Genomic DNA, 25,642 nt, shown 5'->3' on the forward strand with positions numbered 1-25,642 from the left:
GGCGGTCTATTTCGCTTCCACGCGGCGCTTGAGCTCCTTGAGCGCCGTATCCATGATCATCTTCTCGGCCTTGCGGCGGAACATGCCGATCATCGGGATCGCCAGCGTCACCGCGAGGCTGTAGGTCACCTCGGTGCGCTCGTCGCCGAGCGGCTTGAGCGTGTAGCTGCCCTGCTGGGCCTTCTGCACCTGGCCCTCGGTCAGCTCCCAGCTCACCGACAGGCCGTCGGCCGCCCAGTCGTAGACGTTGGTGTAGGTGTCCTTGACCACGCCCGCGTCCAGCACGAACCGGACCCGCTCGGCGTTGCCCGCGGAGTCCTCGGAGAGCACCTCGGTCTCCTTGACCGCTTCCGCCCACTCCGGATACGCCGGGAAATCCGCGATGACCGCCATGATCCGCGCAGCGGGGGCTTCGATCTCGATGGACTGGGTGGACTGATCGACCATGCGCGCAGGTTACCGGGTAGCCCCCGGCGCGACGTCAACGAGGAGCAAGGTTTCTGCGAAGTCCGCGAAACTCACCTCCCCGAGGGGCATCACCACCGCAGCACGTACGGCGTCCCCGTCCGCTTGAAGTGCCCGGCGTTGACGCACTCGGTGAGCCCGATCCGCATCCGCTGCGACAGCGGCTGGTGCACGTGCCCGAACAGCGACCACCGCGGCTGATCAGCGCGGATGCGCTCCAGGACGCTGGGCGCACCGGCCTCCTGGTTGCGCGCGACGACGTCGTAGGTCAGCTCCGGCACGGCGGGCGGCTGGTGCGTGCACAGCACGTCCACCGGCGGCAGCCCGGCGACCGCCGCGTCGTACTCCTCGGCGACGCGCAGGTAGGGCACCCACGCCGAGTGGGTGCGCAGCCTCGCCCCCTCCGGCAGCCGGACGCCGCCGACGAAGCCGAAGGTCAGCCCGCCGATCTCGACGGTCTCGCCGTCGAAGACCCGGACGCCCTCGTTGGCAAACTCCGGCCACAGGTGCGGCGCGTCGACGTTGCCGGGCGTGGCGTAGGTGGGCGCGGTCATCGCGCCGAACAGCTCCGCGTACTGCTCGCGCACCGCCTCGGTGATCGTCTCGGCCGGGTCGGTCAGGCTCGCCCACAGCGAGCGGATGTAGGCCCCGAACTCCGGTCCGCGACGGCTGCGCCGCAGCTCGGCGAACCGCGCGACCTTCTCCGCGCCGAAGATCCGGCCGAGGATCCCGTTGCCGTGGTCGTGGTAGTCGACGAAGTCGATCAGGTCGCCGAGCACCACCAGCGCGTCGGCCCCGTCCCCGGCGCGTTTCAACGCCTCGACGTTTCCGTGAACGTCCGTCACGACGTGAACGCGCAACCTCAACCCCTTTTTTTTCCGACGACGGGCCTCCCCCGAACCTAATCCGCCGAGGTGCCGGATCGCATCGCCCGTAGTGCACTTGTTCGTGCCCGCCCGGTCGTCGGCATGTGTGACGCCGGTGACCGGTGGGCGATCATCCGAATCCGCGAGGTCTAGGCTGTGGCCGCTGGTGTGGCCTGAGATAACGGGGGCTACCGCCCAGTAACTATCAGCGTTAGGTTGTGCCCACTAGACAGGCTTTTTTCCCGGAGGTTTCGACGTGCGAGAGTTCAGCGCACCCGCCACTACGACAGTGGCAGAGGACGAGAACCTCACCGACATGGTGTGGGCCAACGCGGAGCGTTTCGGGAGCACGGTGAGCTTCCGCCGCCGGGTGGACGGCACCTGGGTCGACGTCACCGCCGCCGACTTCGCCGCGCAGGTCCTGGCCGTGGCCAAGGGCCTGATCGCAGCCGGGCTGGAACCCGGCGACCGGGTGGGGCTGATGTCCCGCACCCGCTACGAGTGGACGCTGCTGGACTTCGCGATCTGGACTGTCGGCTGCGTCACAGTCCCGATCTACGAAACCTCCTCGTCCGACCAGGCCGAGTGGATCCTCACCGACTCCGGCGCGACGGCGGCCATCGTGGAGACCGAGACCCACCGCGCCGAGGTCGACAAGGTGATCGACCGCCTCTCCGAGGTGCGCCACGTGTGGCAGATCGAGGGCCCGACCAGCGGCGGCGCGGCCGGCGCCGTCGACGAGCTCACCGCCCTCGGCGCCGAGGTCTCCGACCAGCAGGTGCACGAGCGCCGCAAGGCGGTCAACGCCGAGAACCCGGCGACGCTCATCTACACCTCGGGCACCACCGGCCGCCCCAAGGGCTGCGTGCTGACCCACCGCAACATGCTCGCCGAGGTGCGAGCCGACATCGACGCGTTCCCGCAGCTGACCAAGCCGGGCAACTCGCTGCTGATGTTCCTGCCGATGGCGCACGTGCTCGCCCGCGCGATCACCATCATGTGCATCTACGGCAAGGTCACCCTCGGCCACACCCCGGACGTCAAGGACCTGATCAACGACCTCGGCTCGTTCCGGCCGACGTTCGTGCTGGCCGTGCCGCGCGTGTTCGAGAAGGTCTACAACACCGCCAAGCAGAAGGCCCACGGCGACGGCAAGGGCAAGATCTTCGACGCCGCCGAGGAGACCGCGGTCCAGTACTCCAAGGCGCTGGACGCCGGCGGCGCCGGGCTCGGCCTCAAGATCAAGCACGCGGTGTTCAACAAGCTCGTCTACGGCAAGCTGCGCGCCGCGCTGGGCGGCCGCTGCATCGCGGCGGTGTCCGGCGGTGCTCCGCTGGGCGAGCGGCTCGCGCACTTCTTCCGCGGTGTCGGCGTGCCGGTGCTGGAGGGCTACGGCCTGACCGAGACCACCGCGGCCGCCGCGGTCAACGTCGAGGACGGCTTCAAGGTCGGCACCGTCGGCCGCCCGCTGGCCGGCACCACGATCCGCATCGCCGAGGACGGCGAGGTGCTGATCAAGGGCGACGTGGTGTTCAAGGAGTACTGGAACAACCCGACCGCCACCAAGGAGTCCATCGAGGACGGCTGGTTCCACACCGGCGACCTGGGTTCCCTGGACGACGAGGGTTACCTGCGCATCACCGGCCGGAAGAAGGAGATCATCGTCACCGCGGGCGGCAAGAACGTCGCCCCGGCCGTGCTGGAGGACGCGCTGCGCTCCCACCCGCTGATCAGCCAGTGCATGGTGGTCGGCGACCAGAAGCCGTTCATCGGCGTGCTGATCACGCTGGACCCGGAGTTCGTGCCGTCCTGGCTGGCCAACAACGGCCGTCCGGCCGACACGCCGATGTCCGAGCTGGTCAACGACCCGACCCTGCGGGCCGAGGTCCAGGGCGCGGTCGACGAGGCCAACAAGGCGGTCTCGCGGGCGGAGGCGATCAAGCAGTTCCGCATCCTCACCGAGGACTTCACCGAGGCCACCGGCGAGCTCACGCCGAGCATGAAGCTCAAGCGCAACAAGGTCGCCGAGAACCACGCGGCCGACATCGAGGCCATCTACTCCTAACCCCACCGACGGACCCCCGGTCGAAAACCGCGGTATTCGTCGCGTCGAATACCGCGGTTTTTGACCGGTCGAATACTGCGGTATTTGACTTGAGGGGCCGGTTCGGGTGAACTTCGGCGGTGCGATCACCGGGTTGATTCCCGGGGTCGTGCCGCCGTTTTCGTGCGTGCGGAGGGATCTGATCGAGGAGTCCGCGCGGGAGCGGGTGCGGGTCAGGTGAGGGTGTGGGGGAGGTCTTGGCCCCAGGCTTGGAGGAGTTGGGGGCTGGTGAGGCCGGTCGTGTCCACGAGGGCTGATTCCGCGGCCTCCGGTGTGGTGGCCGCGGCGATGCGGCGGTAGAGGTCGATGAGGCGGTCCTCGCCGATGCGCCGGGACAGGTACTCCACCACCGACCAGGACTGCTGGTAGGTGAGGTCCAGGCGGCTTCCGGACTGGTGGAACTCGGCGTTGGTGGGCAACCGCAGCGGCGGGCCGACCTCGCGGACCACGCGGGCCAGTTCCGGGGCGATCTCACGCGGCGTCAGCCCGCTCTTGCGGTAGCCGACGTAGTCCGGGAAACCCTCCAGCATCCACATCGGAGCGCCGTCGGCGGTGACCGCGCGGGCCGCGACGTGGGTGATCTCGTGCCGCAGCACCACGCCCAGCGCCACGTCCGGCAGCTCCTCCGAGGTGCGCGGGGTGAGCACCACCCGGGCGCCCTCCACCCGCTTCGTCCGGGTGTCCACCAGATCGGCGACCGCCACCCCGGCGATGCCGTCGACGGCGAACTCCGGTCCCACCAGCGACCGCAGCTCCTCCTGCGAACCGGGCACCAGCACGCCCACCCGCTGCGCCCAGCCGCTCCCCCACACCTCGGTGACGTCGGCGACCGTCGAGTCCAGCTGCGCCGCCACCCGGTCCACGGCCTTCGCGTCGTGGCCGACGACCAGCCCGCGATCGGTGCGCCGCACCTGGCAGGGCCCGAAGTCCCACGGCCCGCGCCAGGCGTCGGGCACGACGCCGGTGTCCTCGGCGAGGTACCAGGACGGGCCCCGCCGGGCGAACAGGTAGCCCTGCGGGCGCTCGGTCGGCACCGAGTCCGCGCCGGACAGCGCGTACCGCAGCATCACCCGGGACGCCAGCACCCCGTCGGCGGCGGGCACCGGGGCGTGCGGCAGCGAACCGCCGTCGAGGCGATAGGAGAACGACGTCAGCGGAACCGTCTGCAGGTTGTGGAACAGCTGCATCTGCCGCTGCTGGAACTCGGCAGGCGCCTCGGGGTCCACGGTGGCCGCGAAGGCCGCTTCGTCGCCGCTGCGGATCGCGTCCTCCCGGCGGGCCAGCAGCTCGCGCACGGCGATCTCAGGGGCGGGAAGCCGGGCCGCCAGACCCGCGTGCTCGGCCGGGGCGGGCCGCGGCGCGACCGGGGCCGGTTCGGGAAGGCCGACGAGCGCGAGCCCGCCGAGCATCGCGGCCGACGCGGCGAGCACCAGCCAGCCGCGCGCTTTCCCGGTCGAAGACACGGCTCGCATCGTAAGTCCGATCATCACCGGGGTCGACGTGGCCCGGAAACGCGACGGGGCCGGTACCCGAAGGCACCGGCCCCGAAGGAGTGCTGGATCAGCCCGCGACGCGACGGATCGCGGTCACGTTGCCGATCTTCTTGTAGTCGCTGACCTTGACCACGTCGCCCGAGGTCGGGGCGTGCACGGCCTTGCCGTTGCCGATGTACATCGACACGTGGCTGACCGGGCTGTAGTAGAAGATCAGGTCGCCCGGCTTGAGCTGGCTCGCCGACACCGACTTGCCCTCGGTGACCTGGGTCTTGGTGGAACCGCCGATGCTCACGCCGGCCTGCTTGTAGGCCCACTGCATCAGGCCGGAGCAGTCGAAGGTGCTCGGGCCCTTGGCGCCCCAGACGTAGGAGGCGCCCTGCTTGCTCAGCGCGGCGTTGACGGCCTCGATCGCCGCGCCGGCGCCGGCGATGGAGCCGACACCGGTGTCGCCGTCGGAGATCAGCGAGTCGCGGTCGGTGCCGCTGAGCTCGGCGTACTTCTCCTCGACCTTGTCGATCTGGTCCTGCATCGCCTTGGACTTGTTCTTCAGGTCCTCGGAGATGCGCGCGGCGTCCTGCTCGGCCTGCGCGGCGCGGTTGCGCGCGTCCTTGGCCGTGCGCTCGGCCGCCTCGGCCTGGTGCGTGGCCGCCGCCAGCGCCTTGACCGCGTCGTTGTTGTCCTTGGCCAGCGCGTCCAGCGCGGAGGCGCGGTCGAGGAAGTCGTCCGGGGTCTCGCTCACCAGCAGCGCGGAGAGCTTGCTCATCCGCGCGCCCTGGTAGGAGGCGTGGGTCAGCTTGTCGACCTGGCCGCGGAACTTCTCCTCCTCGCCGCGGGCCTGGTTGGCGACCTGCTCGGCCTGCGCGGCCTGCGCCTCGGAGCGCGCCAGTTCGGCCTTCTTGGCCTCGTGGTCGTCCTCGGCCTTCTTCTTCTCCTCGGTGAGCTGCTCAGCCTGGTGCTGGAGCTCGCGGACCTGCTTGGCCGCTTCCGAGGCGGTGTTCGGGAGGGGCGGATCGGCGAGGGCGGCTCCGCCGGAGGTCATGCCGACGACGGCTGCGACCGCGGTTGCGGCCAGGGCACCTCGCAATGAGCGCTTGATTCCGTGCGACGCCACGTCGCGCACAGCTCCTTCATGCGTCCGACCGCCTGACCGCGCGCGGAAATCCCGCTGGAACGCGGCCCGGTTCCCCCGACAAAACCGAATCAGCGGCGCCTCGCGTGTCGCCCGGTCTGAGCGACTGATCGCCACGAGGACTCAGGTAGGTTACGAAAGGTGAAGCCGCACGTCTATACGCGGGTCCTGTTTTCTGCTGAGCGCGCCTGATCTCCCCTAACGGAGGATAGTTGCTCGCTCACCGTGACGGATCATTCGGACTTATCACCTGGACCGGTGAGGACAACACGCCCACCTTCGGGATACGGAGCGTGCGCGAGTGATCCACTATGACTTCCGCCACATCACGGCCATCGCCAGGCGGTCCGTTCGATCGGCGAACGGTCAGACCCTGTTCAACCGCGCCAGCAACATCGCCGAGGACACCGCGTACGCGCCGCGCCGCTGCACCGAGGTCACCACCGCCCGATCCGAGGTGGCGACCACGACCTGCCTGCCCTCCGGCTCGGCCGCGACCAGATCGCGGATCACGTCATCGGCCTGCACGCCCGACTCGCTGAACAGGACCCGCACCCCGCGCGGCCCGGCCGTCGGCACCGCCAGCACGTCCGCTCCGTCGAAGACCAGCGTGACCTCGGCCCCCGTGCGCGCGGCCAGCGCGGCGAGCTGGTGCCCCAGCCGGTCCCGCTGATCGGCCAGCGGCAGCTCCGGGTACCCGGTCTTGGTGACGTTGTAGCCGTCGACGATCAGGTGCACCGCGCGCAGGCCCAGCAGCCGGTCCAGCGCGGCCACGTCCGCCACCGCACCGGCGACCGCGGACTGCTCCCGCACCCGCTGCACCACGTCGGCCGGGCGCGGACCCGACCCCGAAGCACCCAGCTCCCGGCGCAGTCCGCCGACCGCCCCCTCCAAGGTCTCCAGCAGCAGCGCCAGCCGGACCTCGTCGCCCTGCCGGGCCTCGCGGGCGCTCTCCCGCGCCACCTGCACCTCGGCGGCGGCACGATCGGCGCGCTGCCGGTCCTCCCGCGCGCGTTCCCGCTCCCGGTCCCGCTCGGCGGCGATCTCGGCGATCGCCGACTCGCGGTCCGCGCGCGCCCGGTCGAGCTCCTCGCGCGCCGCCTCGGCGGCGTCCTTGGCCTCCCGCAACCGCATTCCCTGCTCGCGCAGGCGCTTGCGCAGCCGGTCGGCCTCCTCGTTGCCCGCGGCCTGATCCGCCGACTCCCGGGCCTCGGCCAGCTCGCCCTTGAGCCGCTCGACCTCCGCGGTCAGGCGCTCGACCTTGGCCAGCGCCGAATCCCGCTCGGCCCGCAGCTGCCCCTGCTCGCTGCGGAACCCGATCAGCTCCACGTAGTGCGGCGCGATCGCGGCGCCCTGCAACACCGCCGCGGCCCCGACCACCACCGGATCCGGGTCCTGCAACGACAGCGCGTCCGGCCGGTGGTGACGGCACCAGTCCAGCACCGACGTCCGGAACACCGACGAGTCGCGCAACGCCGCCAGCAGCGCGGGCTGGCCCAGCTTGGCGCGCTTGGCCGGGGCGAAGCGCACCACCGGCCGCAGCGCCGTCGGCACGTCCGACGGGCGCATCTCGTCGAGCGCCCCGGCGGCCAGATCGGCCAGGCGCGCGCGCAACGGCGGCGGCAGGTCGTCGACGTCGACAGGCGCGGCACCGGAGGTCCGCTGTGCACCGTCCACAGCGGACTCCTCAGGGGTGGGACCGTCCGGTCCCGAACTCGCCGTCGCCATCCCCCCAGGCTAATCGTCGCGGTCCCCCACCCGTGCCACCGCCGCGTTGTCGGTAGGAGGACGTAACGTGCCGATGATGTCCGCGCACCGCCAGCTCAGCTTCGACGAAATCGCCGTCAGCGACGAAATCCCGCTGCACGCAGCGACGTTCGTGGTGGTCGACCTGGAGACCACCGGGGGTGATCGGGAGGGCGACGCGGTCACCGAGATCGGCGCGGTGAAGGTCCGCGGCGGAGAGGTGCTCGGCGAGTTCGCCACCCTGGTGAACCCCGAGCGCGGCATCCCGCCCGCCGTCGTGTCGATCACCGGCATCACCGAGGCGATGGTGCACGACGCCCCGCGCTGGGACAGCGTGCTGCCCGCGTTCCTGGAGTTCTGCCGGGGCGCGGTGCTGGTCGCCCACAACGCGCCGTTCGACATCGGGTTCCTGCGCGCCGGCTGCCAGAAGCTCGGGCTGGAGTGGCCGAAACCGCAGGTCGTCGACACCGTGCGGCTCGCGCGCCGGGTGCTGACCCGCGACGAGACGCCCAACCACAAGCTCGGCACCCTCGCCCGCGTCCTGGGCGCGCGCACCCAGCCGGTGCACCGGGCGCTCGACGACGCCCGCGCCACCGTCGACGTGCTGCACTCGCTGCTGGAACGCGTCGGCCCGCTCGGCGTGCGCACCCTGGAGGACCTGCTCGGGCACCTGCCCGACGTCACCCCGCAGCAGAAGCGCAAGCGCGGGCTCGCCGACGCGCTGCCCAACTCGCCGGGCGTGTACCTCTTCCGGGGGCCCAACGACGAGGTCCTCTACGTCGGCACCGCCTCCGACCTGCGGCGCCGGGTCCGGCAGTACTTCACCGCGGGCGAACGCCGGGCGCGGGTCAAGGAGATGGTCGGCATCGCCGAGCGCGTCGACCACGTCGAGTGCGCGCACCCGCTGGAAGCCGAGGTCCGCGAGCTGCGGCTGCTCTCGGCGCACCAGCCCCGCTACAACCGGCGCTCGAAGTTCCCGCAGCGCGCGTGGTGGGTGGTGCTCACCGACGAGGCGTTCCCGAGGCTGTCGATCGTGCGCACCCCGCGCGAGGACGCGCTGGGACCGTTCGGGTCCCGGCACGCCGCGAGCGCCGCCGTGGAGGCGCTGCAGTCGGCGACGCTCGTGCGGCGCTGCACCGACCGGCTCTCGCCCCGCAAGCTCCTCCGCCCGTGCGCGCTGCACGAGCTGGGGCGCTGCGGCGCTCCCTGCGCCGGGTTGCAGAGCGCCGAGGACTACGAGCCCGAGGTGGTCGCGATCCGCGACGTCATCCGCGGGCGCAGCGGGGACCTGCTGGAGCGGCTGCGCGAGGAGCTGCAGCGGCTGTCCGACACCGAGCGCTTCGAGGACGCCGCCGCCCACCGCGACCGGCTCGCCGACCTGGTCCGGTCGCTCGACCGCGGCCAGCGGCTGTCCGCGCTCGCCTCGATCCCGGAACTGGTCGCGGCCCGCCCGGACGGGCGTCGCGGCTGGCACCTGGCGGTCATCCGTCACGGCCGCCTCGCCTCCGCCGGAGTCGCCCGCCGAGGCGTCCCGCCGATGCCGGTCGTCGACATGCTCCAGGCCTCGGCCGAAACCGTCCTGGACGGCCCAGGTCCCCTCCACGGCGCCACCGCCGACGAGACCCGGGTCCTCTACCGCTGGCTCACCACCGGCGGTACCCGCCTCGTCCGCACCACCACGCCCTGGACCGAACCGGCCTCAGCCGCCGCCACCTGGCGCACCTGGCTCGACAAGGCCACCACCGGCAGAACCCCCTACGCCGCCGTCGACTGACCCCGGGTCAAATACCGCAGTTTTTGACCGGTCGAATCCTGCGGTTTTTGACCGGTCGAATCCTGCGGTATTTGACCCGGGGACGGGGTCAGGCGGTCATGTCGAAGGCTGCGTTGATCTTGGTGGGGCGGAGGCGGACGACGAGTTCGCCCGGGACTCCGTTGCGGCGGCCGAACTCCTCGGCCTTGTCCGGGCCCATGTAGCGGGCGGCGATCGCGGTGGCCGTGTCGACGAGGTCCTGGGGATCCTCCGAGATCTCCGCCGTGCCCTGGACCTGGACGAAGGCGAACGGCGGCTGGGGCAGGTCGACGCACAGCGCGAGCCGCGGGTCGCGGAGGATCGACTTGCCCTTGGCGGTGTCCTTGCCGGTGTTGAACACCAGGACGTCGCCGTCGACGACGAACCACACCGGCGTCACCAGCGGGCGCCCGTCGGCGGCCGTGAAACCGAGCAACCCGGTGCGGGTGCCCTGGGAGAGGAACTCGCGGACCTTCGGATCCTGCAGCGTAGCCATGTCCGGGACGCTACCGACCGGCGTCGGCCCCCGCCGACAGCGAAGCGGCCCGGCACCCTCTCGGGGTACCGGGCCGCTTCGACCGCAGTGCTTACTCCGCCGACTGCGACTTGCCGGCGGCGAGCTGCGCGCGCTCCTCGGCTTCGCGGGCCGCGTCGTCGTGACGGGCCTGCTCCAGAGCGGCGGTCTCGTCGGCCGGGTCGGGGCGCAGCAGGCTGCCCTCGACCGGGTGGCCGGCGGCACCCAGCTTGTTCATCTTCTTCGGCACCGGAGCGCCCTGGTACGGGAGCTCGTGCGGGTGACCGTGGTCGTCCACCGGGCCGAGCGGCTGGTGGACCTCGATGAACTCACCGTGCGGGAGCCGCTTGATGATGCCGGTCTCGACACCGTGGTCGAGCACCTCGCGGTCGCTGTGCTGCAGACCCAGGCACATCCGGTAGGTGATCCAGTACGCGATCGGCGGTGCGACCAGCAGGCCGATGCGGCCGGCCCAGGTCATCGCGTTCAGCGAGATGTTGAACTCGAACGCGATGATGTCGTTCGTACCGGAGATCATCAGCACCATGAAGAACGTCAGCGCCATGACGCCGAGCGAGGTGCGTACCGGGTTGTCGCGCGGACGCTGCAGCAGGTTGTGGTGCGCGCTGTCGCCGCTGAGCTTGCGCTCGATGGCCGGGTACATGATCGCCGTCGTGAAGATCATGCCCATGAACAGCACGGTCGGGAAGAACACCGCCGGGATCGTGAACGGTCCCAGGTAGACCTCCCAGGCCGGCCACAGACGCGACGAACCGTCCGTCCAGATCATGTACCAGTCGGGCTGCGACGCGGCGGAGATCTGCGAGGCGATGTACGGGCCCAGGTTCCAGATCGGGTTGATCTGGAAGACACCGGCCATGATCGCGCAGACGCCGACGACCATCGCGAAGAACGCACCGGCCTTGACCGCGAACACCGGCATGATCCGGACGCCGACCACGTTGCTCTCGGTGCGCTTCACGCCCGGGAACTGGGTGTGCTTCTGGTACCAGACCAGCGCCAGGTGCGCCGCGACCAGACCCAGGATCAGGCCCGGCAGCAGGAACACGTGGAACAGGTAGAACCGCGGGATCAGGTCGGTGCCGGGGAACTCGGCGCCGAACAGGATCCAGTGCACCCAGGTGCCCAGCACCGGGATGGACATCGCGATGCCGGAGGCGATCCGGACACCGGTACCGGAGAGCAGGTCGTCCGGCAGCGAGTAGCCGGTGAAGCCCTCGAACATGCCGAGGATGAACAGCGTGACGCCGATCATCCAGTTCGTCTCACGCGGGCGCCGGAACGCACCGGTGAAGAAGATGCGCAGCATGTGCGCCACCATCGACGCCATGAACAGCAGCGCCGCCCAGTGGTGCAGCTGGCGGGCGAACAGACCGCCGCGGACCTCGAAGGAGATGTCCAGGGCGCTCTCGAACGCCCGCGACATCTCCACGCCGCGCAGGTTGGTGAACACGCCCTGGTACTCGACCTCCTGCATGGAGGGGTCGAAGAAGAACGCCAGGTACGTGCCGGTGATCAGCAGCAGGATGAACGTGTAGAGCGCGATCTCGCCGAGCAGGAACGACCAGTGCGTCGGGAAGACCTTGTTCAGCTGCCGCCGCATGCCGGGAGCGAGCCGGTAGCGCGTGTCCAGCTCGTCGGCGGCGTGCGCGACTTTGCCGTACAGCTTGCTCTCTCCCTTCGTGGGCGTGGTGATCGAACTCATGACTTACGCTCCCAGTACGCCGGACCGACGGGCTCGATGAAGTCGCCTTTCGCCACGAAGTAGCCGTCCTCGTCCACCGTGATCGGCAGCTGGGGCAGGGCACGCGTGGCCGGGCCGAACACCGGCTTCGCATAGGTGTTGACCACGTCGAACTGCGACTGGTGGCACGGGCAGAGCAGGCGGCCGGTCTGCTGCTCGAACAGCGAGGTCGGGCAGCCCAGGTGGGTGCAGATCTTCGAGTAGGCGTAGTAGTCGCCGTAGTTGAAGTTCTCCTGCCCCTTGCGCTTGACCGGCTTGCTGCCGGGGCGCAGCCGGATCAGCATGACCGGCGCGTCGCCCTTGCGCATCGAGGTGATGAGCTCTTCCTCGTTGTGCCGCCAGGACTCGCGGAACGGGAAGACGGTCTCGAAGCCACCGGCGTCGATGTCCTCGGGACGCAGCAGCGAGACGTCGTGCGGGTTGCCCGTGTCGCGCCGCAGGTAGACCTTCTCGCCCGGGTGCTCCGGCATCCAGCCGGTGTGCAGCAGCGACGCCTGGCCCTCCTCGGACCAGGGGTTGCGCACCATGCCGCCGAGGGCGAACACGCCGGCGCCGAGGCCGAAGGCCCCGAGGCCGAAGCCCGCGGACCGCGTGATCATCTTCCGGCGGGCGATGCCGCTGCGCTCCCCGGCGTCGGCCAGGATCGCGGCGGTCGTCTGCCGGTCCACCTCGCTGGAGCCGTGGCCGTCGTGGCGCTGCTGCACCGCGACCTCGTGCGGGATGAACTTCTTCTGGTACTGCACGACGCCGATGCCCACGGCCAGGATCGACAGGCCGAGGAAGAAACCGATCAGCGGGTTGTACAGCGAGTAGATGAAGTGCGCCGTCGGGTCGCTCGGCGGCTGGTAGCCCCACGGCCAGAAGATGAACACCGCGATGAAGGCCAGCGCGGACAGGCCCGCCAGCGCGAACCAGGCGGCGACGTTGCGCTCCGCCCGGCGCTCGGCGCGGGTGCCCTTGACCGGCCAGTTGTCCCGGTACTCGACGAGCTCGACGTCGTCCAGGGCCAGGCCCAGGCGCATCTTCTCGTCGCGGCTCATCTCGGCCAGTTCGGCCTCGGTGTAGTCCTTGTTCTCTTGGTCACTCATGCCCTGGCTCCGATCCACAGGGTGAGGCCGATCAGCGCGCCGAGTCCCACGACCCAGGCGATCACCGTCTCCGGTCCCGGCCCGTAGCCGCCGAGGTCATTGCCGCCCGGGTTGTTGTTCCCGTTGGTCACGGACTTGACGTAGGCGATGATGTCTTTCTTCTCTTCCGGGGTGAGCTGCCGGTCCGAGAACTTCGGCATGTTCTGCGGGCCGGTGAGCATCGCGTTGTAGATGTCCTGCTCGGTCGCCTCGTGCAGGTTCGGGGCGAACTTGCCGGAGGACATCGCGATGCCGCGCCCGGTGAAGTTGTGGCAGGAGGAGCAGTTCAGGCGGTAGAGCTCGCCACCGCGGGCGGGGTCACCGCCCTGCAGCGCCTCGCCGGACTGCTTCGGCGACTCCGGCCCACCGCCGTAGGTCTGCACGTAAGCGCCCAGCGCGTCGATCTCCTCCGGGCTGAACTTCGGCGGCTTGCGCATGGCCTGCGCCTCCTGGCGGACCATCGGCATGCGGCCGGTGGAGACCTGGAAGTGCACGGCGGCTTCGCCGACGCCCGTCAGGCTGGGACCACGGTCCTGCACGCCTTGCAGGTTGGATCCGTGGCAGCTGATGCAGGCGTTGTTGTAGAGCTGCTCGCCCTGCCTCACCAGCGCCGGGTCCGCTGCGGCGTGCGCGGTCTGCGGCTCGGGAGTCACGACGGTGTACAGCCCACCGGCACCCACCAGCGCGATGCCCAGCGCCAGTACACCGGAGATCCGCCGCTTGAGCTTCGAGCCCGCGCGGTTCCGTTTCTTAGTGGTGGTCATGAGTGCGGCAACCCTTGCTGTCCGGTTCGGGGTGTTCGTTTCGGCCTCGTTCGTGCCGGGCGATCGAGGTTCCTCGCTGGAGGAGCGATCACGGGACGAGGTAGATCACGGCGAAGAGGCCGATCCACACGATGTCCACGAAGTGCCAGTAGTACGACACCACGATCGCTGCGATGGCTTGGGCCGGCGTGAACTTGCTGAGCTTCGTCCGGATGATCAGGAAGACGAACGCGACCAGCCCGCCGATGACGTGCAGCCCGTGGAAGCCGGTCGTCATGTAGAAGACCGTTCCGTAGGCCGACGACGCGATGGTGGTCGCGTGCTCGGTGACCAACTGGTAGTACTCACCGGCCTGCCCGAGCACGAAGATCGTGCCCATGATCAGCGTGATCACGTACCACCGGCGGAGACCGAAGACGTCACCCCGCTCCGCCGCGAACACGCCCCACTGGCAGGTGAACGAAGACGCCACCAGGATGATCGTGAACGGGAGGGCGTACGGGAGGTTCAGGTGAGTGGGCGGTGGTGGCCACTCGCCCTCGTTCTGCGCCTTCACCGTGAAGAACATGGCGAAGAGCCCAGCGAAGAACATCAGCTCGCTGGCCAACCAAACGATGGTGCCGACGCTGACCATGTTGGGTCGGTTCAGCGAGTGCACGCGTTGACTGATTGAGGGCGCTGCCGTTGTCACGCGACGCATTATGTCTTGCAGCTTTTCCGCTCGCGCCCTCGGGGCCTCCCCTACGACCGCGCGGTGATCTGATTGCGATCTGGAGGTAACTCAACGTGAAAACTCTTCGGTCGCTGTTGGCCGCCGCCGGAATCGGCCGCCGCGGCTCCCGCAAGCCCGTGATCAGCGCCGATGATCCCGAACTGGTGGTCGTGGTGCGGTCCTACGACGACACCGAGCCCGCCTCGACGGCGTTGGAGCGGGCCACCGGCTGGGACCCCGAGGCGCCCGCGGTGCTGCGGCACCACCTGGCACTTCCGGGTGACGTGGTCGACACGGTGACGGCCGTTCTGGCCCAGGACGAGTGGGTCGTGCGCCCCGGAGGCCGCGCGGAGGAGCTCTCCGTGCCCGAATTGCGCCCGTTGGTCGCGCTCCGTGTGCAGCGATTGGATGCGTTGCATTGCTCACAGGAGAGCTCCCGGATGGCCGGGCTGGCGCAACGGCACGGCGGCGGCGCCTTCGGCTGGGACGCGCTGCAGCCCGCATCGGAATGATCGAATCCGGCGAGGTGACTACTGCCACACCCGCTCGGGCGGCTAGCATTCGGACCCGTCAACCCCGTGCTGCGCAGACCGGGTGCGGGCGTCCCGCCAGCTCGACGAGGAGCCAGTGATGAGCACCGCAACAACGAACGTTCTCGTGTTCAGCCACCGCGCCGAGGTCCGGGAGGCGATCATCAACGCCGTCGGGCGGCGCCCGGCCCCCGATCTGGACCGGCTGCACTACGTCGAGGCGGGCACCGTCGCCGACGTCCTCAGCGAGGTCGACGCGGGCAAGGTCGACCTGCTGATCCTGGACGGCGAGGCGCAGCCCACCGGCGGCATGGGCGTCTCCCGGCAGCTCAAGAACGAGATCGCGCAGTGCCCGCCGATCGTCGTCGCGGTCCGCCGCAAGGACGACCGGTGGCTGGCGACCTGGTCCCAGGCCGACGCCGTCCTGGTCCACCCGCTGGACCCGCTGGCCTCCGCCGAGACGGTCGCCGAGGTCCTGCGCACCCAGGGCAGGCCCGTCCCCGCCTGACCCCACCTCCGCACGCGGTGACCGGATTTCAGCGGAGGTCGGGACTCCGATTTCCGCTGAAATCCGGTCACTGCGTTGCGATCCACGCCATAACCGGCGGATCAGGAGCGGCGGCGGGAGGCAGGGTAGTTTCTTCGAGCAGGCAACACCGACGGAGTAGATCGTGGGAACCATGGCGGGAAGTTGGGCAGGGCTGCTGGGCAGCCTGGTCGCGGGTACGGACCTGTCCGCGGAGGACACCGCCTGGGCCATGGACCTGATCATGTCCGGCGAGGCGACCCCGGCCCAGGTGGCCGGCTTCGTGGTCGCGCTGCGGGCCAAGGGCGAGACGCCCTCCGAGGTGCGCGGCATGGCCGACGCGATGCTGCAGCACGCCCGCACCCTGGACATCACGCAGCGCGCGGTGGACATCGTCGGCACCGGCGGCGACCGCAGCGGCAGCGTGAACATCTCCACGATGGCCTCGATCGTGCTGGCCGCCTCCGGGGTCACCGTCGTCAAGCACGGCAACCGCGCGGCCTCCTCGAAGTGCGGCACCGCCGACGTGCTCGAAGAGCTCGGCGTGGCGATCGACCTGGCGCCGCGGGACGTGACCCGCTGCGTGGAGGAGGTCGGCATCGGCTTCTGCTTCGCGCCGGTGTTCCACCCCGGCTTCAAGCACGCCGGTTCGCCGCGCCGCGAGATCGGCATCCCGACCGCGTTCAACCTGCTCGGCCCGCTGACCAACCCGGCCCGCCCGGCCGCCGGCCTGATCGGCTGCGCGGACCGCCGGATGGCGCCGGTGGTCGCCGACGTCTTCGCCGCCCGCGGCAACTCGGCCCTGGTGGTGCGCGGCGACGACGGCATGGACGAGATCACCACCACGGCCGCCAGCACGGTCTGGGTGGTCCACGACGGCACGGTCCGCGAGGACGTGCTCGACCCGCAGGACTTCGGCATCAGCCGCAGTCGCGCGGAGGACCTCCAGGGCGGCGACGCCGCGGACAACGCCCGGGTCGTGCGCGACCTGCTGGCCGGGAAGAAGGGACCCGTCCGCGACGCGGTCCTGCTCAACGCGGCCGGCGCCCGCGTCGCCTACGACGGTCCCGGACCGGACCTGCAGACCCAGTTCGAGGCCGGTCTGGCCCGGGTGGCCGAGGCCGTCGACTCCGGCGCCGCAGCGGCCCTCCTGGACCGCTGGACGACCCTCTGCGCCGAGCTGCGCTGACTCACTCCTCCTCGAGGCCGATGGAGAACGCGGCCTCGGTGTCCCTGCGGGAGTAGGAGCGGAAGGCGATGTGGGTGTCGGTGTCCTCGACGCCCGCCACCTTGTTGATCTTGCCGGGGACGATGTCGGCCAGGTCCTCGTGCTTGGCGACCCGGAGCATGGCGATGAGGTCGACGTCCCCGGCGCAGGAGTACACCTCGTCCACACCGTCGAGGTCGGCGATCTCCTGAGCCGCCTCGGCGAGGCGGTCGGCGGCGGTCTTGATCAGCACGATCGCGGTGATCACGAGGAACGTCCTCCCGGCAGCGTGATGGTTCGACGGACGAATCCTAGGCCGTGCCGAAGCACCCGGCGGAGCCGCGTTCTCCTCCCCCGCCCCCGATGACCGCTGAACGCGAAGAGGCCCCTCGGTCGGAACCGAGGGGCCTCTTCGCGCAGTACTTCGCGTCAGTGGCTGCTCTGGCCGGTGTGGTACTCGAACACCAGGCCCGCGACCATGATCAGCAGGAAGCCGACCGCGAGCACGATCATCCAGACGTGGAAGAACGCCAGGGCGATGCCCGCGAACGCCGCGCCTGCGGCCAGGCCGACCGGCCAGTAGCTGCCCGGGCTGAAGAAGCCCAGCTCGCCGGCACCGTCGCTGATCTCCGCGTCCGGGTTGTCCTCGGGGCGGTCCTCGATCCGGCGAGCCACGAAGGACAGGTAGCTGCCGATGATCAGGGACAGACCGCCGACCAGGATCAGCGCCACGGTGCCCACCGGCTCCTTGGCCCAGAGCCCGTAGACCACTGCGGACAGGAAGAAGAAAACGGTGATGATGTTGAAGATCTTCGCTTCGACCTTCATGGAGTCCTCGCTCTCACGCCGTACGCCCCGTCGAGGGCACCCCTAGCTGTTCGTCCCGATGCCGGAGGGCTGACCACCGGTGCGATCGGTGTTGAACGGAACACCGGTCACCGCGTGCGGCGTGCACAGCTCACCGCAGTTCATCTCGCCGAGCGCCTCGGCCGCGGTGTACGGCTGACGCGTCCGCGGGTTCACCTGCGTGCGCAGCTGCATGTACCGGTCGAACTTGTCCTTCGACAGCGCGCGGACCTCGAAGTTCATCATCGAGTGGTAGGTGCCGCACAGCTCGGCGCACCGGCCCACGAACGAACCTTCGCGCTCCACGGTGTTCTGGAAGACGTTGTCCTGGTTGTTCTTCTCCGGGTACGGGAAGGTGTCCCGCTTGAAGTGCCACTCCGGCACGAAGAACGAGTGGATGACGTCGGTGGACCGGATGTTGTACTCGACGCGCTCGCCGACCGGCACGACCAGCAGCGGGATCTCGCTGCTGCTGCCGACGGTGCGCACCGGCTGCCCGTCCGGCGTCTTGTAGTCCGGGTAGTTGAACTCCCAGTTCCACTGGAACGCGACCACGTTCACGTTCTGGTCCGGGTTGGCCGGCTTGGCCAGGACCGTGTTCTGGGTGACCGCCGTGAAGTAGAAGAGCACGACCACCAGCACGAACGGAATCGCCGTGTAGATGAGCTCGAGCGGCAGGTTGTACTGGAACTGCCGCGGCAGCTCGTCGTCCTTCTTCTTGCGGTGGAAGGCGACCGACCAGAAGATCAGCCCCCACACCAACACACCGACCGCGAGTGCTGCGATGACCGACCAGGTCCACAGGTTCCGCATCGCCTCGGCCTGCGGGGTGACACCCTGTGGCCATCCGAACCGCAGGACCTCGTCGGTCGTGCAGCCAGTGGCCGCGACACCAACCAGGCCGATCAGACCAGCGACCTTGACCAGCCGTGGCACTCGGGTCCCCTCCTTCAGGCCCACTGCGCGACGCCTCCTCGTGCAAAACTCACCGAAGCGGCTTGGGTTGGACCCCCGCTCGCCCGCAGGCGACCGCGGATCCGCCGCCGGAATCCTGGGCAGAGCCTAGCCCAGGTGTAGCCGCGATACTGCTCCGGGGGCGTTGATCGCACCCTCAGCACGCGCGTGCAGCGCGCGAGCGAAGGTTCTGCATACTGGACGCAGCCTTTTCCCCCCGACTCGGAGAGGTGCACGAGACGCGTGTGCGGCCTGCTTGGACTCATCTGTCCCACCGAAGAAACTGCCGGTTACAGCGTGAACGCCGTGGCCAACGCGCTGCCGTGTCAACGCCACCGGGGCCCGGACGAGAGCGACACCTGGCAGGGCGGTGAGGTCGTCCTCGGCTTCAACCGCCTGTCGATCATCGACCTGGAGCACTCCCACCAGCCGCTGACCTGGGGTCCGCCGGAGAACCCGCAGCGGTACACCATCACCTTCAACGGTGAGATCTACAACTACCTGGAGCTGCGCGCCGAGCTCATCGAGCAGTACGGCGCCCGCTTCGGCACCGACGGCGACACCGAGGTCATCGTCGCGGCCTACCACTACATGGGGCCGCACTCGGTCGGCCGGCTGCGCGGCATGTTCGCGTTCATGATCTGGGACAGCGAGCGCAAGGTCGTCTACGGCGCCCGCGACCCGTTCGGCATCAAGCCGCTGTTCTTCGCCACCGGCCCCGGCGGCACGGCCTTCGCCAGCGAGAAGAAGAGCCTGCTCAGCCTGGCCAGCACGCTGAAGATCAGCGAGGAGCTCGACCACAAGGCGATGCAGCACTACTTCGTGCTGCAGTACGTGCCGGAGCCCGAGTCGCTGCACCGGCAGATCCGCCGCGTCGAGTCCGGCACCTCGTTCACCGTCTCGCCCGGCGGCCAGGTGGTGACCGAGCGGTACTTCCAGCCGAACTTCCGGCCGCGCCCGGCCAACACCGACGCCGACGTGCGGCGGCTGCAGAACGAGATCGTCGATGTGATGCGCGACTCGGTCGCCAAGCACATGCGCGCCGACGTCACGGTCGGCTCGTTCCTGTCCGGCGGCATCGACTCCACCGCGATCGCGGCGCTGGCCAAGGAGCACAACCCGAACCTGATCACCTTCACCACCGGTTTCGAGCGGCAGGGCTACTCGGAGGTGGACGTGGCCGCCGAGTCGGCCGCGGCGATCGGGGTCAAGCACGTGGTCCGCACCGTCTCCCCGCAGGAGATGATGGAGGCGCTGCCGCTGATCACCTGGTACCTCGACGACCCGGTGGCCGACCCGGCGCTGGTCCCGCTGTGGTTCATCGCCCGCGAGGCCCGCCAGCACGTGAAGGTGGTGCTCTCCGGCGAGGGCGCCGACGAGCTGTTCGGCGGCTACACGATCTACCGCGAGCCGCTGTCGCTGGCGCCGTTCGAGAAGGTGCCGGGCGCGCTGCGCAAGGCGATGGGCAAGGTCTCCACCCGGATCCCGGAGGGCGTGCGCGGCAAGGACCTGCTGCGTCGCGGCGCGCTGGACCTGGAGGAGCGCTACTACGGCAACGCGCGGATCTTCCGCGACGACCAGCTGCGCAACATCATGCGCGCGTTCGACCCGGGCGTGTCGCACAAGGACGTCACCGGCGCCCCGTACTCCCTGTCGAAGAACTGGGACCCGGTGACCCGGATGCAGCACGTGGACCTGTTCACCTGGCTGCGCGGCGACATCCTGGTCAAGGCCGACAAGATGACGATGGCCAACTCGCTGGAGCTGCGGGTGCCGTTCCTGGACCCGGAGGTCTTCCGGGTGGCCAGCACGGTGCCGCTGGAGCAGAAGATCACGAGCGAGACCACCAAGTACGCGCTGCGGCAGGCGATGTACCAGGTCGTCCCGGCGCACGTGCTCAACCGGCGCAAGCTGGGCTTCCCGGTGCCGATCCGGCACTGGCTCAAGGACGAGATGCACGACTGGGCGCGCAACATCATCCAGCAGTCGCAGACCGATCACCTGCTGGACCGCCGCGCGATCCTGCAGCTGCTGGAGGAGCACCGCTCCGGCGTCCTCGACCACAGCCGCCGCCTGTGGGCCCTGCTGGTGTTCATGCTCTGGCACGCCATCTTCATCGAGGGCCGCCTCTCCCCCGAGGTCCCCGAGCCGCACTACCCCGTGCGCCTCTGACCCGAACCCACAACGGCCGGTCCCCTCACCCGAGGAGGACCGGCCGTTGTCGTGTCGCCTGATCGTGAAAAGTCGGCGAACTCTAGCTTCATCCCATGAACCACGAATCGTGGGAGAAGATCCGCGCGGACCGCATGGCCGAGCCGGGTGCGGCCGAAGCGTACGAAACCGCTCGCCGAACGTACGAAGCCGAGGTGGCTGCGCCCGACGTCGACATCCCGGCCGACCGAAACGATCGCACTGGGGTCAGCAGTTGTTCTTGCTGGTGAACGGGGTGTGGCCGTAGTAGGGGACGGCCTTGCCGTCGAGGACGACCTTGCGGTCGGCTCCGTCGAGGATCTGCTCGTAGTGCAGGTGGGGGCCGGTGACGCCGCCGGTGGCGCCGGCTTCGCCGATCTTGGCGCCCGCCGAGACCTTCTCCCCGACGGAGACGCCCTGGCTGGACAGGTGGGCGTAGCGGGTGCGCCAGCCGTTGCCGTGGTCGAGCTCGATCCAGCGGCCGTAGCTGGTGTCGCCCTCGTTCTCCGACCGGGTCACGGTCCCGCCCGCCGAGGCGAGGACGGCCATGCCGGTGATGCCGTCGCGCTGGAAGTCGACCGAGTTGGCCGGGCTGTGCCCGCTGAACGTGGCGGCCGTGACCTCGACGCCGCACTTGAAGGGCACCTGGAAGTTCGGCGCGGCCGAGGCCGGCGCCTGGAAACCGACCACGGCGACGGCGGACAGGGCCGCCGCTGCTGCGGTCGTGCCTAATCGTCGCATCATGCGAATCACCTCCGTGTTGTTGGTGATTCACATGTGACCACGTTCAGTTGGGCGGAAATAGACCCACGCGGCGTTCACCTTTCCCGGTTTTCCAGCCAGATCGTGGTGTTCGGCGCCAGCTCACCGGTCCACGCGGCGAGCCCGTCGCTGCTCATCAGCAGCTCACCGGGCAGGTCCAGCGCGACCGGGGCGTCGCCGAGGTTGGTGGCGCAGGTGAAGCCCGGTTCGCGGCGGAACGCCAGCACGCCGTCGGGGGCGTCCAGCCAGGTCAGCTCGCCGTCGCCGAGCGCAGGCAGCTCGCGGCGGCGCGCGAGGGCGTCGCGGTAGAGCCGCAGCACCGAGTCCGGCTCCGCGCCTTGGACCTCGACCGTCGAGTCCGCCCACTCCCGGGGCGCGGGCAGCCAGCTCCCGCCGGGGCCGAAGCCGAACGGGGGCTCGTCGCCGGACCAGGGCAGCGGCACGCGGCAGCCGTCGCGGCCGACGTCGGTGCCGCCGGAGCGGGTCCAGATCGGGTCCTGGCGGACCTCGTCGGGCAGCTCCAGCACCTCGGGAAGTCCCAACTCCTCGCCCTGGTAGACGTAGACCGAGCCGGGCAGCGCGAAGCTGAGCAGCGCGGCCGCCCGGGCGCGGGCCAGGCCGGTCTCGCCGTCGCCGTAGCGGGTCACCGGCCGCTGGACGTCGTGGTTGCCCAGCACCCAGGTCGTGGTCGCGCCGACCTGGGCGGTGGTGGCCAGCGACTCGGTGATGACCTGCCGGAACTCGGCCGCCGACCAGGGCGCTTCCAGCAGCGCGAAGTTGAACGCCTGGTGCAGCTCGTCGGGCCGGACGTAGCGGGCCAGCCGCTCCTGGGTCGAGGCCCACGCCTCGGCGACGCCGATCCGGCCGCCCGGGTAGGAGTCGAACAGCGCTCGCCAGTCGCGGTAGATCTCGTGCACCTCGTCCTGGTCGAAGTAGGGCAGCTCGCCGCGTCCCAGCAGGGAGATCTGCTCGTGCATCCCGGTGTCGGGCAGGTCGGGGTGCTTGATCATGCCGTGGGCGACGTCGATGCGGAACCCGTCGACGCCGCGGTCCAGCCAGAACGCGAGGACCTTGCGGAAGTCGGCGCGCACCTGCGGGTTCCGCCAGTTCAGGTCGGGCTGCTCGGGGGCGAACAGGTGCAGGTACCACTGACCGTCGGGCAGCCGGGTCCAGGCGGGTCCGCCGAAGATGGACTCCCAGTCGTTGGGCGGTCCGTCGCCGCGCCCGTCGCGGATCAGGTAGCGGTCGCGCTCGGCCGAGCCGGGTTCGGCGGCCACGGCCTCGGCGAACCACGGGTGCCGGTCGGAGGTGTGGTTGGGGACGATGTCGACGAGCACCCGCAGCCCGGCGTCGTGCGCCTCGGCCAGCAGGGCGTCGAAGTCGCCGAGGTCGCCGAACAGCGGGTCCACGCCGCAGTGGTCGGCGACGTCGTAGCCGCCGTCGGCCATCGGCGATGGGTAGAAGGGGGTCAGCCAGATCGCGTCGACCCCGAGGTCCACGAGGTGCGGCAGCCGTTGGCGGACGCCGGCGAGGTCGCCGATGCCGTCGCCGTCGGAATCGGCGAAGCTGCGCACGTAGATCTGGTACACCACGGCATCACGCCACCAAGCCATCGTGCTTCCCTCCTGGAGCAGGACAGTTTTAGCCATAATTGACCGGACAAAAGGGACTTTGATCATGGACAGTTCTGGCTAAAACTGTCCTCACAGCCCCCGGGTGGACTCCCGCACGATGAGGTTCGGGCGGAACAACCGGCTGAAGCTCGTCGAGCCGCGCTCAGCACCGTCGGGGTCGAGCTGCCGCAGCAGCTCGTCGACGGCCGCCGCGGCCATGTCGCGGATCGGCTGGGCCAGGGTCGTCAGCGCGGGCTGGCAGTAGGCGGCCATCGGGATGTCGTCGAACCCGACCACCGAGATGTCCTCCGGGGTGGTCAGGCCGCGCCGCTTGGCCTCCCCCATCGCCCCCAGCGCCATCACGTCCGACGAGCACAGCACCGCCGTGGGCGCCGGCCCGTCGAGCAGCCGGGCCATCGCCTCCGCGCCGCCTTCGGCGGAGAACCCGCCGTGCGCGACGAGGTCGGCGGCGGGCTCCACGCCCGCCTCCTCCAGCGCCGCCGCCCAGCCCGCGCGCTTGAGACGGGAGGGCAGCGCGCGCGACGGACCGCTGACGAAGCCGATCCGCCGGTGCCCCAGCTCCAGCAGGTGCCGGGCCGCTGCGTGCCCGGCCAGGTGCTCGTCGACGGTGATGTCCGGGACGTCCAGACTCGGGGCGCCGCCGTTGACGAACACCATCCGGACGCCCTCGCGCCCCAGCTTCTCGTAGTAGCCGCGGGTGCGGCGCTCGTCGGTGTCCGGGTTGGCGATCTCCGGCGACACGAAGATCATCCCCTCGACGCCGCGCGCCTGGAGCATCTGGACGTACTCGCGCTCGCTCATCGCGGCCCGGGTGTTGCACAGCAGCGAGGCGTAACCCGCTTGCGCGGCACGGCTTTCCAGCGCTTCGGCGAAGGCCGGGAACACCGGGTTGGACAGCTCCGGCACCAGCAGGCCGATGACCCCGGTGCGCCGCAGCGCGCCGACGCCCCGCGCGGTGTGCGGCAGCTGGTTGACCACGTCGAGCACGCGCTGCCGGGTCTCCTCGGCGATGCCGGACTTGCGGTTGAGCACGCGGCTCACCGTGGACACGCTCACCCCGGCCGCTTCCGCGATCTCGGCCAGACCCGCCAACGCCGGACTCCCTCCGCTGCCGATGTTCGTGACACGATCCTGCACGGCGGAGCAAGAATTTGCAATCACCTTCCGTTACCGGTTGCCGCAATGCTGTCCATTTCTGCTCGAACACCTTGACGACCGTCACATTCCAGGTATGCAATCTAACGCCGGACGCTCGCAAAAATTTGCACGAGGAGGTCTGGACATGAGACCCAAGACCACGGTCACCGCCGCCCTGGTCGCCACCCTCACCTTGGCCGGGTGCGGCGGATCGGCCGGTGACGCGAACGAGGTCGTGTACTGGGACACCAGCGGCTCCGCCGAGAGCGCGGTGTTCGGCGAGATCGCCCGGGAGTGCGGCCGCACCGGCGGCTACCGGGTGCGCGTGGAGACGGTCGCCTTCGACCAGGCCCTGAACAACTACAAGACCGCCGCCCAGGGCGGCCAGGGACCCGACGTGCTGCGCGCCGACGTCGGCTGGGTCGCGCAACTCGCCCAGGCCGGGCTCGTCCAGGACCTCTCCGGCACGCCGCTGGCCACCGACACCGCCGACTACCTGCCGAACACGCTGGAATCGACGCGGTTCGAGGGCAAGACCTACGCGGTCCCGCAGGTCACCGACGCGCTCGCGCTGTTCTACAACAAGCGCGCGCTGCGGGACGCCGGCGTGGCACCGCCGCAGAGCTGGGACGAGCTCAAGGCCATCGCCCCGAAGCTGGGCGGCGAGAACGCGCTGTTCCTCAACAACGACGAGTACTACGCGCTGCCGTTCATCTACACCCACGGCGGCGACCTGGTGAACCCCGACGCGCGGATGATCACCGTCAACTCCCCCGAGACGGTGCGCGGCGTGCAGGTCGCCAAGGACCTGCTCGACGCCAAGGCCGCGCGCACCTCGCTGGACCAGCCCAACTCCTACACCAGCATGAAGACCGCGTTCACCACCGGCGAGACCGCGATGGTCATCGACGGGCCGTGGGCCGTCTCGGAGTTCACCTCCTCCCCCGAGTTCGCCGACCCCGCCAACCTCGGCATCGCCCCGGTTCCCGGCTCGGCCACCCCGTCGCCGGTCGGCGGGCACGACTACGTGATCCGGCAGGGCAGCGACGCCACCGAGGCCTCCCGGAAGTTCGTGTCCTGCATGAGCAGCACCGCCAACCAGGCCGAGGTCGCCGCCGAGCTGGGCCTGCTGCCCACCCGCAAGTCCGCCTACGGCGACCCTGCGGTGGCGGCGAACCCGATCGTCACCGCGTTCCGCCCGCTGGCCGCCAGCACGCACTCGCGGGCGTGGATCCCGCAGAACGCCGAACTCCTCGAACCGCTGCAGACCGCCTACGGCGACGTGCTCTCCGGCCGCAAACCCGCTCAGGCCGCGCTCGACGAGCTCGCCCAGACCTACCAGTCCACGATCCTCACCGACTACGCGAAGCGCTGAT

The 25,642-nt window shown here is 70.0% G+C and carries 22 protein-coding genes and 1 pseudogene; 7 read left to right on the plus strand and 16 right to left on the minus strand.

The genetic code is table 11. The features are described 5' to 3' along the window. Nucleotides 1–6 precede the first annotated feature (6 nt). Nucleotides 7–447: an SRPBCC family protein gene (locus BM424_RS13005; RefSeq protein WP_093416732.1), complete on the minus strand. Its 441-nt coding sequence runs from the start codon at nucleotides 445–447 to the stop codon at nucleotides 7–9. An 89-nt stretch (nucleotides 448–536) separates the two neighbouring features. Continuing rightward, nucleotides 537–1,325, minus strand: a complete 789-nt coding sequence (locus tag BM424_RS13010; protein ID WP_093416735.1) for a metallophosphoesterase family protein — start codon at nucleotides 1,323–1,325, stop codon at nucleotides 537–539. A 262-nt stretch (nucleotides 1,326–1,587) separates the two neighbouring features. On the opposite strand from BM424_RS13010, the gene BM424_RS13015 reads away from it, so the two are divergent. Beyond that, complete coding sequence (locus BM424_RS13015; RefSeq protein WP_093416737.1) at nucleotides 1,588–3,396, plus strand: AMP-dependent synthetase/ligase; 1,809 nt, start codon at nucleotides 1,588–1,590, stop codon at nucleotides 3,394–3,396. 212 nt (nucleotides 3,397–3,608) lie between these two features. Here the strand turns inward: BM424_RS13015 and BM424_RS13020 are convergent, their stop codons facing one another. The 3 genes from BM424_RS13020 to BM424_RS13030 form a co-directional block, all read right to left on the minus strand. Further along, complete coding sequence (locus BM424_RS13020) at nucleotides 3,609–4,898, minus strand: hypothetical protein (protein WP_245775806.1); 1,290 nt, start codon at nucleotides 4,896–4,898, stop codon at nucleotides 3,609–3,611. 97 nt (nucleotides 4,899–4,995) lie between these two features. After that, a complete protein-coding gene (locus BM424_RS13025) occupies nucleotides 4,996–6,042 on the minus strand; it encodes a C40 family peptidase (RefSeq protein WP_245775807.1) in 1,047 nt (348 codons plus the stop codon). 384 nt (nucleotides 6,043–6,426) lie between these two features. Beyond that, nucleotides 6,427–7,788 (minus strand): NYN domain-containing protein, encoded by a 1,362-nt coding sequence (locus tag BM424_RS13030; protein WP_093416740.1) that lies wholly within the window; start codon nucleotides 7,786–7,788, stop codon nucleotides 6,427–6,429. Nucleotides 7,789–7,864: 76 nt separating this feature from the next. Between BM424_RS13030 and BM424_RS13035 the strand changes: the two genes are divergently transcribed. Then, a complete protein-coding gene (locus BM424_RS13035) occupies nucleotides 7,865–9,580 on the plus strand; it encodes a DEDD exonuclease domain-containing protein (RefSeq protein ID WP_093417082.1) in 1,716 nt (571 codons plus the stop codon). A gap of 88 nt (nucleotides 9,581–9,668) precedes the next feature. On the opposite strand, the gene BM424_RS13040 is transcribed toward BM424_RS13035, so the two are convergent. The 5 genes from BM424_RS13040 to ctaE all read right to left on the minus strand — a co-directional run bounded on the left by BM424_RS13040 (nucleotide 9,669) and on the right by ctaE (nucleotide 14,468). Next, nucleotides 9,669–10,094, minus strand: a complete 426-nt coding sequence (locus BM424_RS13040) for a PPOX class F420-dependent oxidoreductase (RefSeq protein ID WP_093416743.1) — start codon at nucleotides 10,092–10,094, stop codon at nucleotides 9,669–9,671. Nucleotides 10,095–10,185: 91 nt separating this feature from the next. Then, the gene (qcrB, locus tag BM424_RS13045; RefSeq protein WP_093416745.1) at nucleotides 10,186–11,838 is read right to left on the minus strand and encodes a cytochrome bc1 complex cytochrome b subunit; all 1,653 of its coding nucleotides are present in this window, start codon (nucleotides 11,836–11,838) and stop codon (nucleotides 10,186–10,188) included. After that, on the minus strand, nucleotides 11,835–12,965 hold the full coding sequence (gene qcrA, locus BM424_RS13050; protein WP_093416747.1) for a cytochrome bc1 complex Rieske iron-sulfur subunit: 1,131 nt from the start codon (nucleotides 12,963–12,965) through the stop codon (nucleotides 11,835–11,837). Before qcrA ends, qcrB begins: the two co-directional genes overlap by 4 nt. Beyond that, on the minus strand, nucleotides 12,962–13,768 hold the full coding sequence (gene qcrC, locus BM424_RS13055) for a cytochrome bc1 complex diheme cytochrome c subunit (protein WP_093416750.1): 807 nt from the start codon (nucleotides 13,766–13,768) through the stop codon (nucleotides 12,962–12,964). Before qcrC ends, qcrA begins: the two co-directional genes overlap by 4 nt. Before the next feature lie 88 nt (nucleotides 13,769–13,856). Then, entirely contained in the window at nucleotides 13,857–14,468 is a 612-nt protein-coding gene (ctaE, locus tag BM424_RS13060) for an aa3-type cytochrome oxidase subunit III (protein ID WP_093416752.1), read from the minus strand. An 86-nt stretch (nucleotides 14,469–14,554) separates the two neighbouring features. Between ctaE and BM424_RS13065 the strand changes: the two genes are divergently transcribed. From BM424_RS13065 to trpD, 3 genes are all read left to right on the plus strand, one after another. After that, nucleotides 14,555–14,992: a hypothetical protein gene (locus BM424_RS13065; RefSeq protein ID WP_245775808.1), complete on the plus strand. Its 438-nt coding sequence runs from the start codon at nucleotides 14,555–14,557 to the stop codon at nucleotides 14,990–14,992. Nucleotides 14,993–15,110: 118 nt separating this feature from the next. After that, nucleotides 15,111–15,518, plus strand: a complete 408-nt coding sequence (locus tag BM424_RS13070; RefSeq protein ID WP_093416755.1) for a hypothetical protein — start codon at nucleotides 15,111–15,113, stop codon at nucleotides 15,516–15,518. Between the two features lie 172 nt (nucleotides 15,519–15,690). After that, entirely contained in the window at nucleotides 15,691–16,725 is a 1,035-nt protein-coding gene (gene trpD / locus BM424_RS13075; RefSeq protein ID WP_425442005.1) for an anthranilate phosphoribosyltransferase, read from the plus strand. 1 nt (nucleotide 16,726) lies between these two features. Here trpD and BM424_RS13080 read toward each other — a convergent pair whose 3' ends face one another. The 3 genes from BM424_RS13080 to ctaC all read right to left on the minus strand — a co-directional run bounded on the left by BM424_RS13080 (nucleotide 16,727) and on the right by ctaC (nucleotide 18,549). Next, a complete protein-coding gene (locus BM424_RS13080; RefSeq protein WP_093416761.1) occupies nucleotides 16,727–17,011 on the minus strand; it encodes an Lrp/AsnC family transcriptional regulator in 285 nt (94 codons plus the stop codon). A 161-nt stretch (nucleotides 17,012–17,172) separates the two neighbouring features. Further along, complete coding sequence (locus BM424_RS13085) at nucleotides 17,173–17,571, minus strand: cytochrome c oxidase subunit 4 (protein WP_093416763.1); 399 nt, start codon at nucleotides 17,569–17,571, stop codon at nucleotides 17,173–17,175. A 42-nt stretch (nucleotides 17,572–17,613) separates the two neighbouring features. Then, a complete protein-coding gene (gene ctaC / locus BM424_RS13090) occupies nucleotides 17,614–18,549 on the minus strand; it encodes an aa3-type cytochrome oxidase subunit II (RefSeq protein WP_175548063.1) in 936 nt (311 codons plus the stop codon). A 237-nt stretch (nucleotides 18,550–18,786) separates the two neighbouring features. On the opposite strand from ctaC, the gene asnB reads away from it, so the two are divergent. Beyond that, nucleotides 18,787–20,715 carry an asparagine synthase (glutamine-hydrolyzing) gene (asnB, locus tag BM424_RS13095; RefSeq protein ID WP_093416766.1) on the plus strand — a complete coding sequence of 643 codons (1,929 nt, stop codon included), beginning with the start codon at nucleotides 18,787–18,789 and terminating at the stop codon, nucleotides 20,713–20,715. 249 nt (nucleotides 20,716–20,964) lie between these two features. Here the strand turns inward: asnB and BM424_RS13100 are convergent. The 3 genes and pseudogenes from BM424_RS13100 to BM424_RS13110 form a co-directional block, all read right to left on the minus strand. Beyond that, a pseudogene (locus BM424_RS13100) lies at nucleotides 20,965–21,483 on the minus strand (M23 family metallopeptidase); the annotation flags it as partial. 68 nt (nucleotides 21,484–21,551) lie between these two features. Beyond that, entirely contained in the window at nucleotides 21,552–23,108 is a 1,557-nt protein-coding gene (locus tag BM424_RS13105) for a glycoside hydrolase family 13 protein (protein ID WP_093416771.1), read from the minus strand. A gap of 90 nt (nucleotides 23,109–23,198) precedes the next feature. Further along, nucleotides 23,199–24,221 carry a LacI family DNA-binding transcriptional regulator gene (locus BM424_RS13110; RefSeq protein ID WP_093416773.1) on the minus strand — a complete coding sequence of 341 codons (1,023 nt, stop codon included), beginning with the start codon at nucleotides 24,219–24,221 and terminating at the stop codon, nucleotides 23,199–23,201. A gap of 190 nt (nucleotides 24,222–24,411) precedes the next feature. Here BM424_RS13110 and BM424_RS13115 point away from each other — a divergent pair, with 190 nt between their 5' ends. Further along, nucleotides 24,412–25,641, plus strand: a complete 1,230-nt coding sequence (locus tag BM424_RS13115; protein WP_093416776.1) for an extracellular solute-binding protein — start codon at nucleotides 24,412–24,414, stop codon at nucleotides 25,639–25,641. Nucleotide 25,642: the final 1 nt, after the last annotated feature.

Origin of the sequence: Saccharopolyspora flava (genome assembly GCF_900116135.1) — a bacterium.
Taxonomy (GTDB): Bacteria; Actinomycetota; Actinomycetes; order Mycobacteriales; family Pseudonocardiaceae; genus Saccharopolyspora; species Saccharopolyspora flava.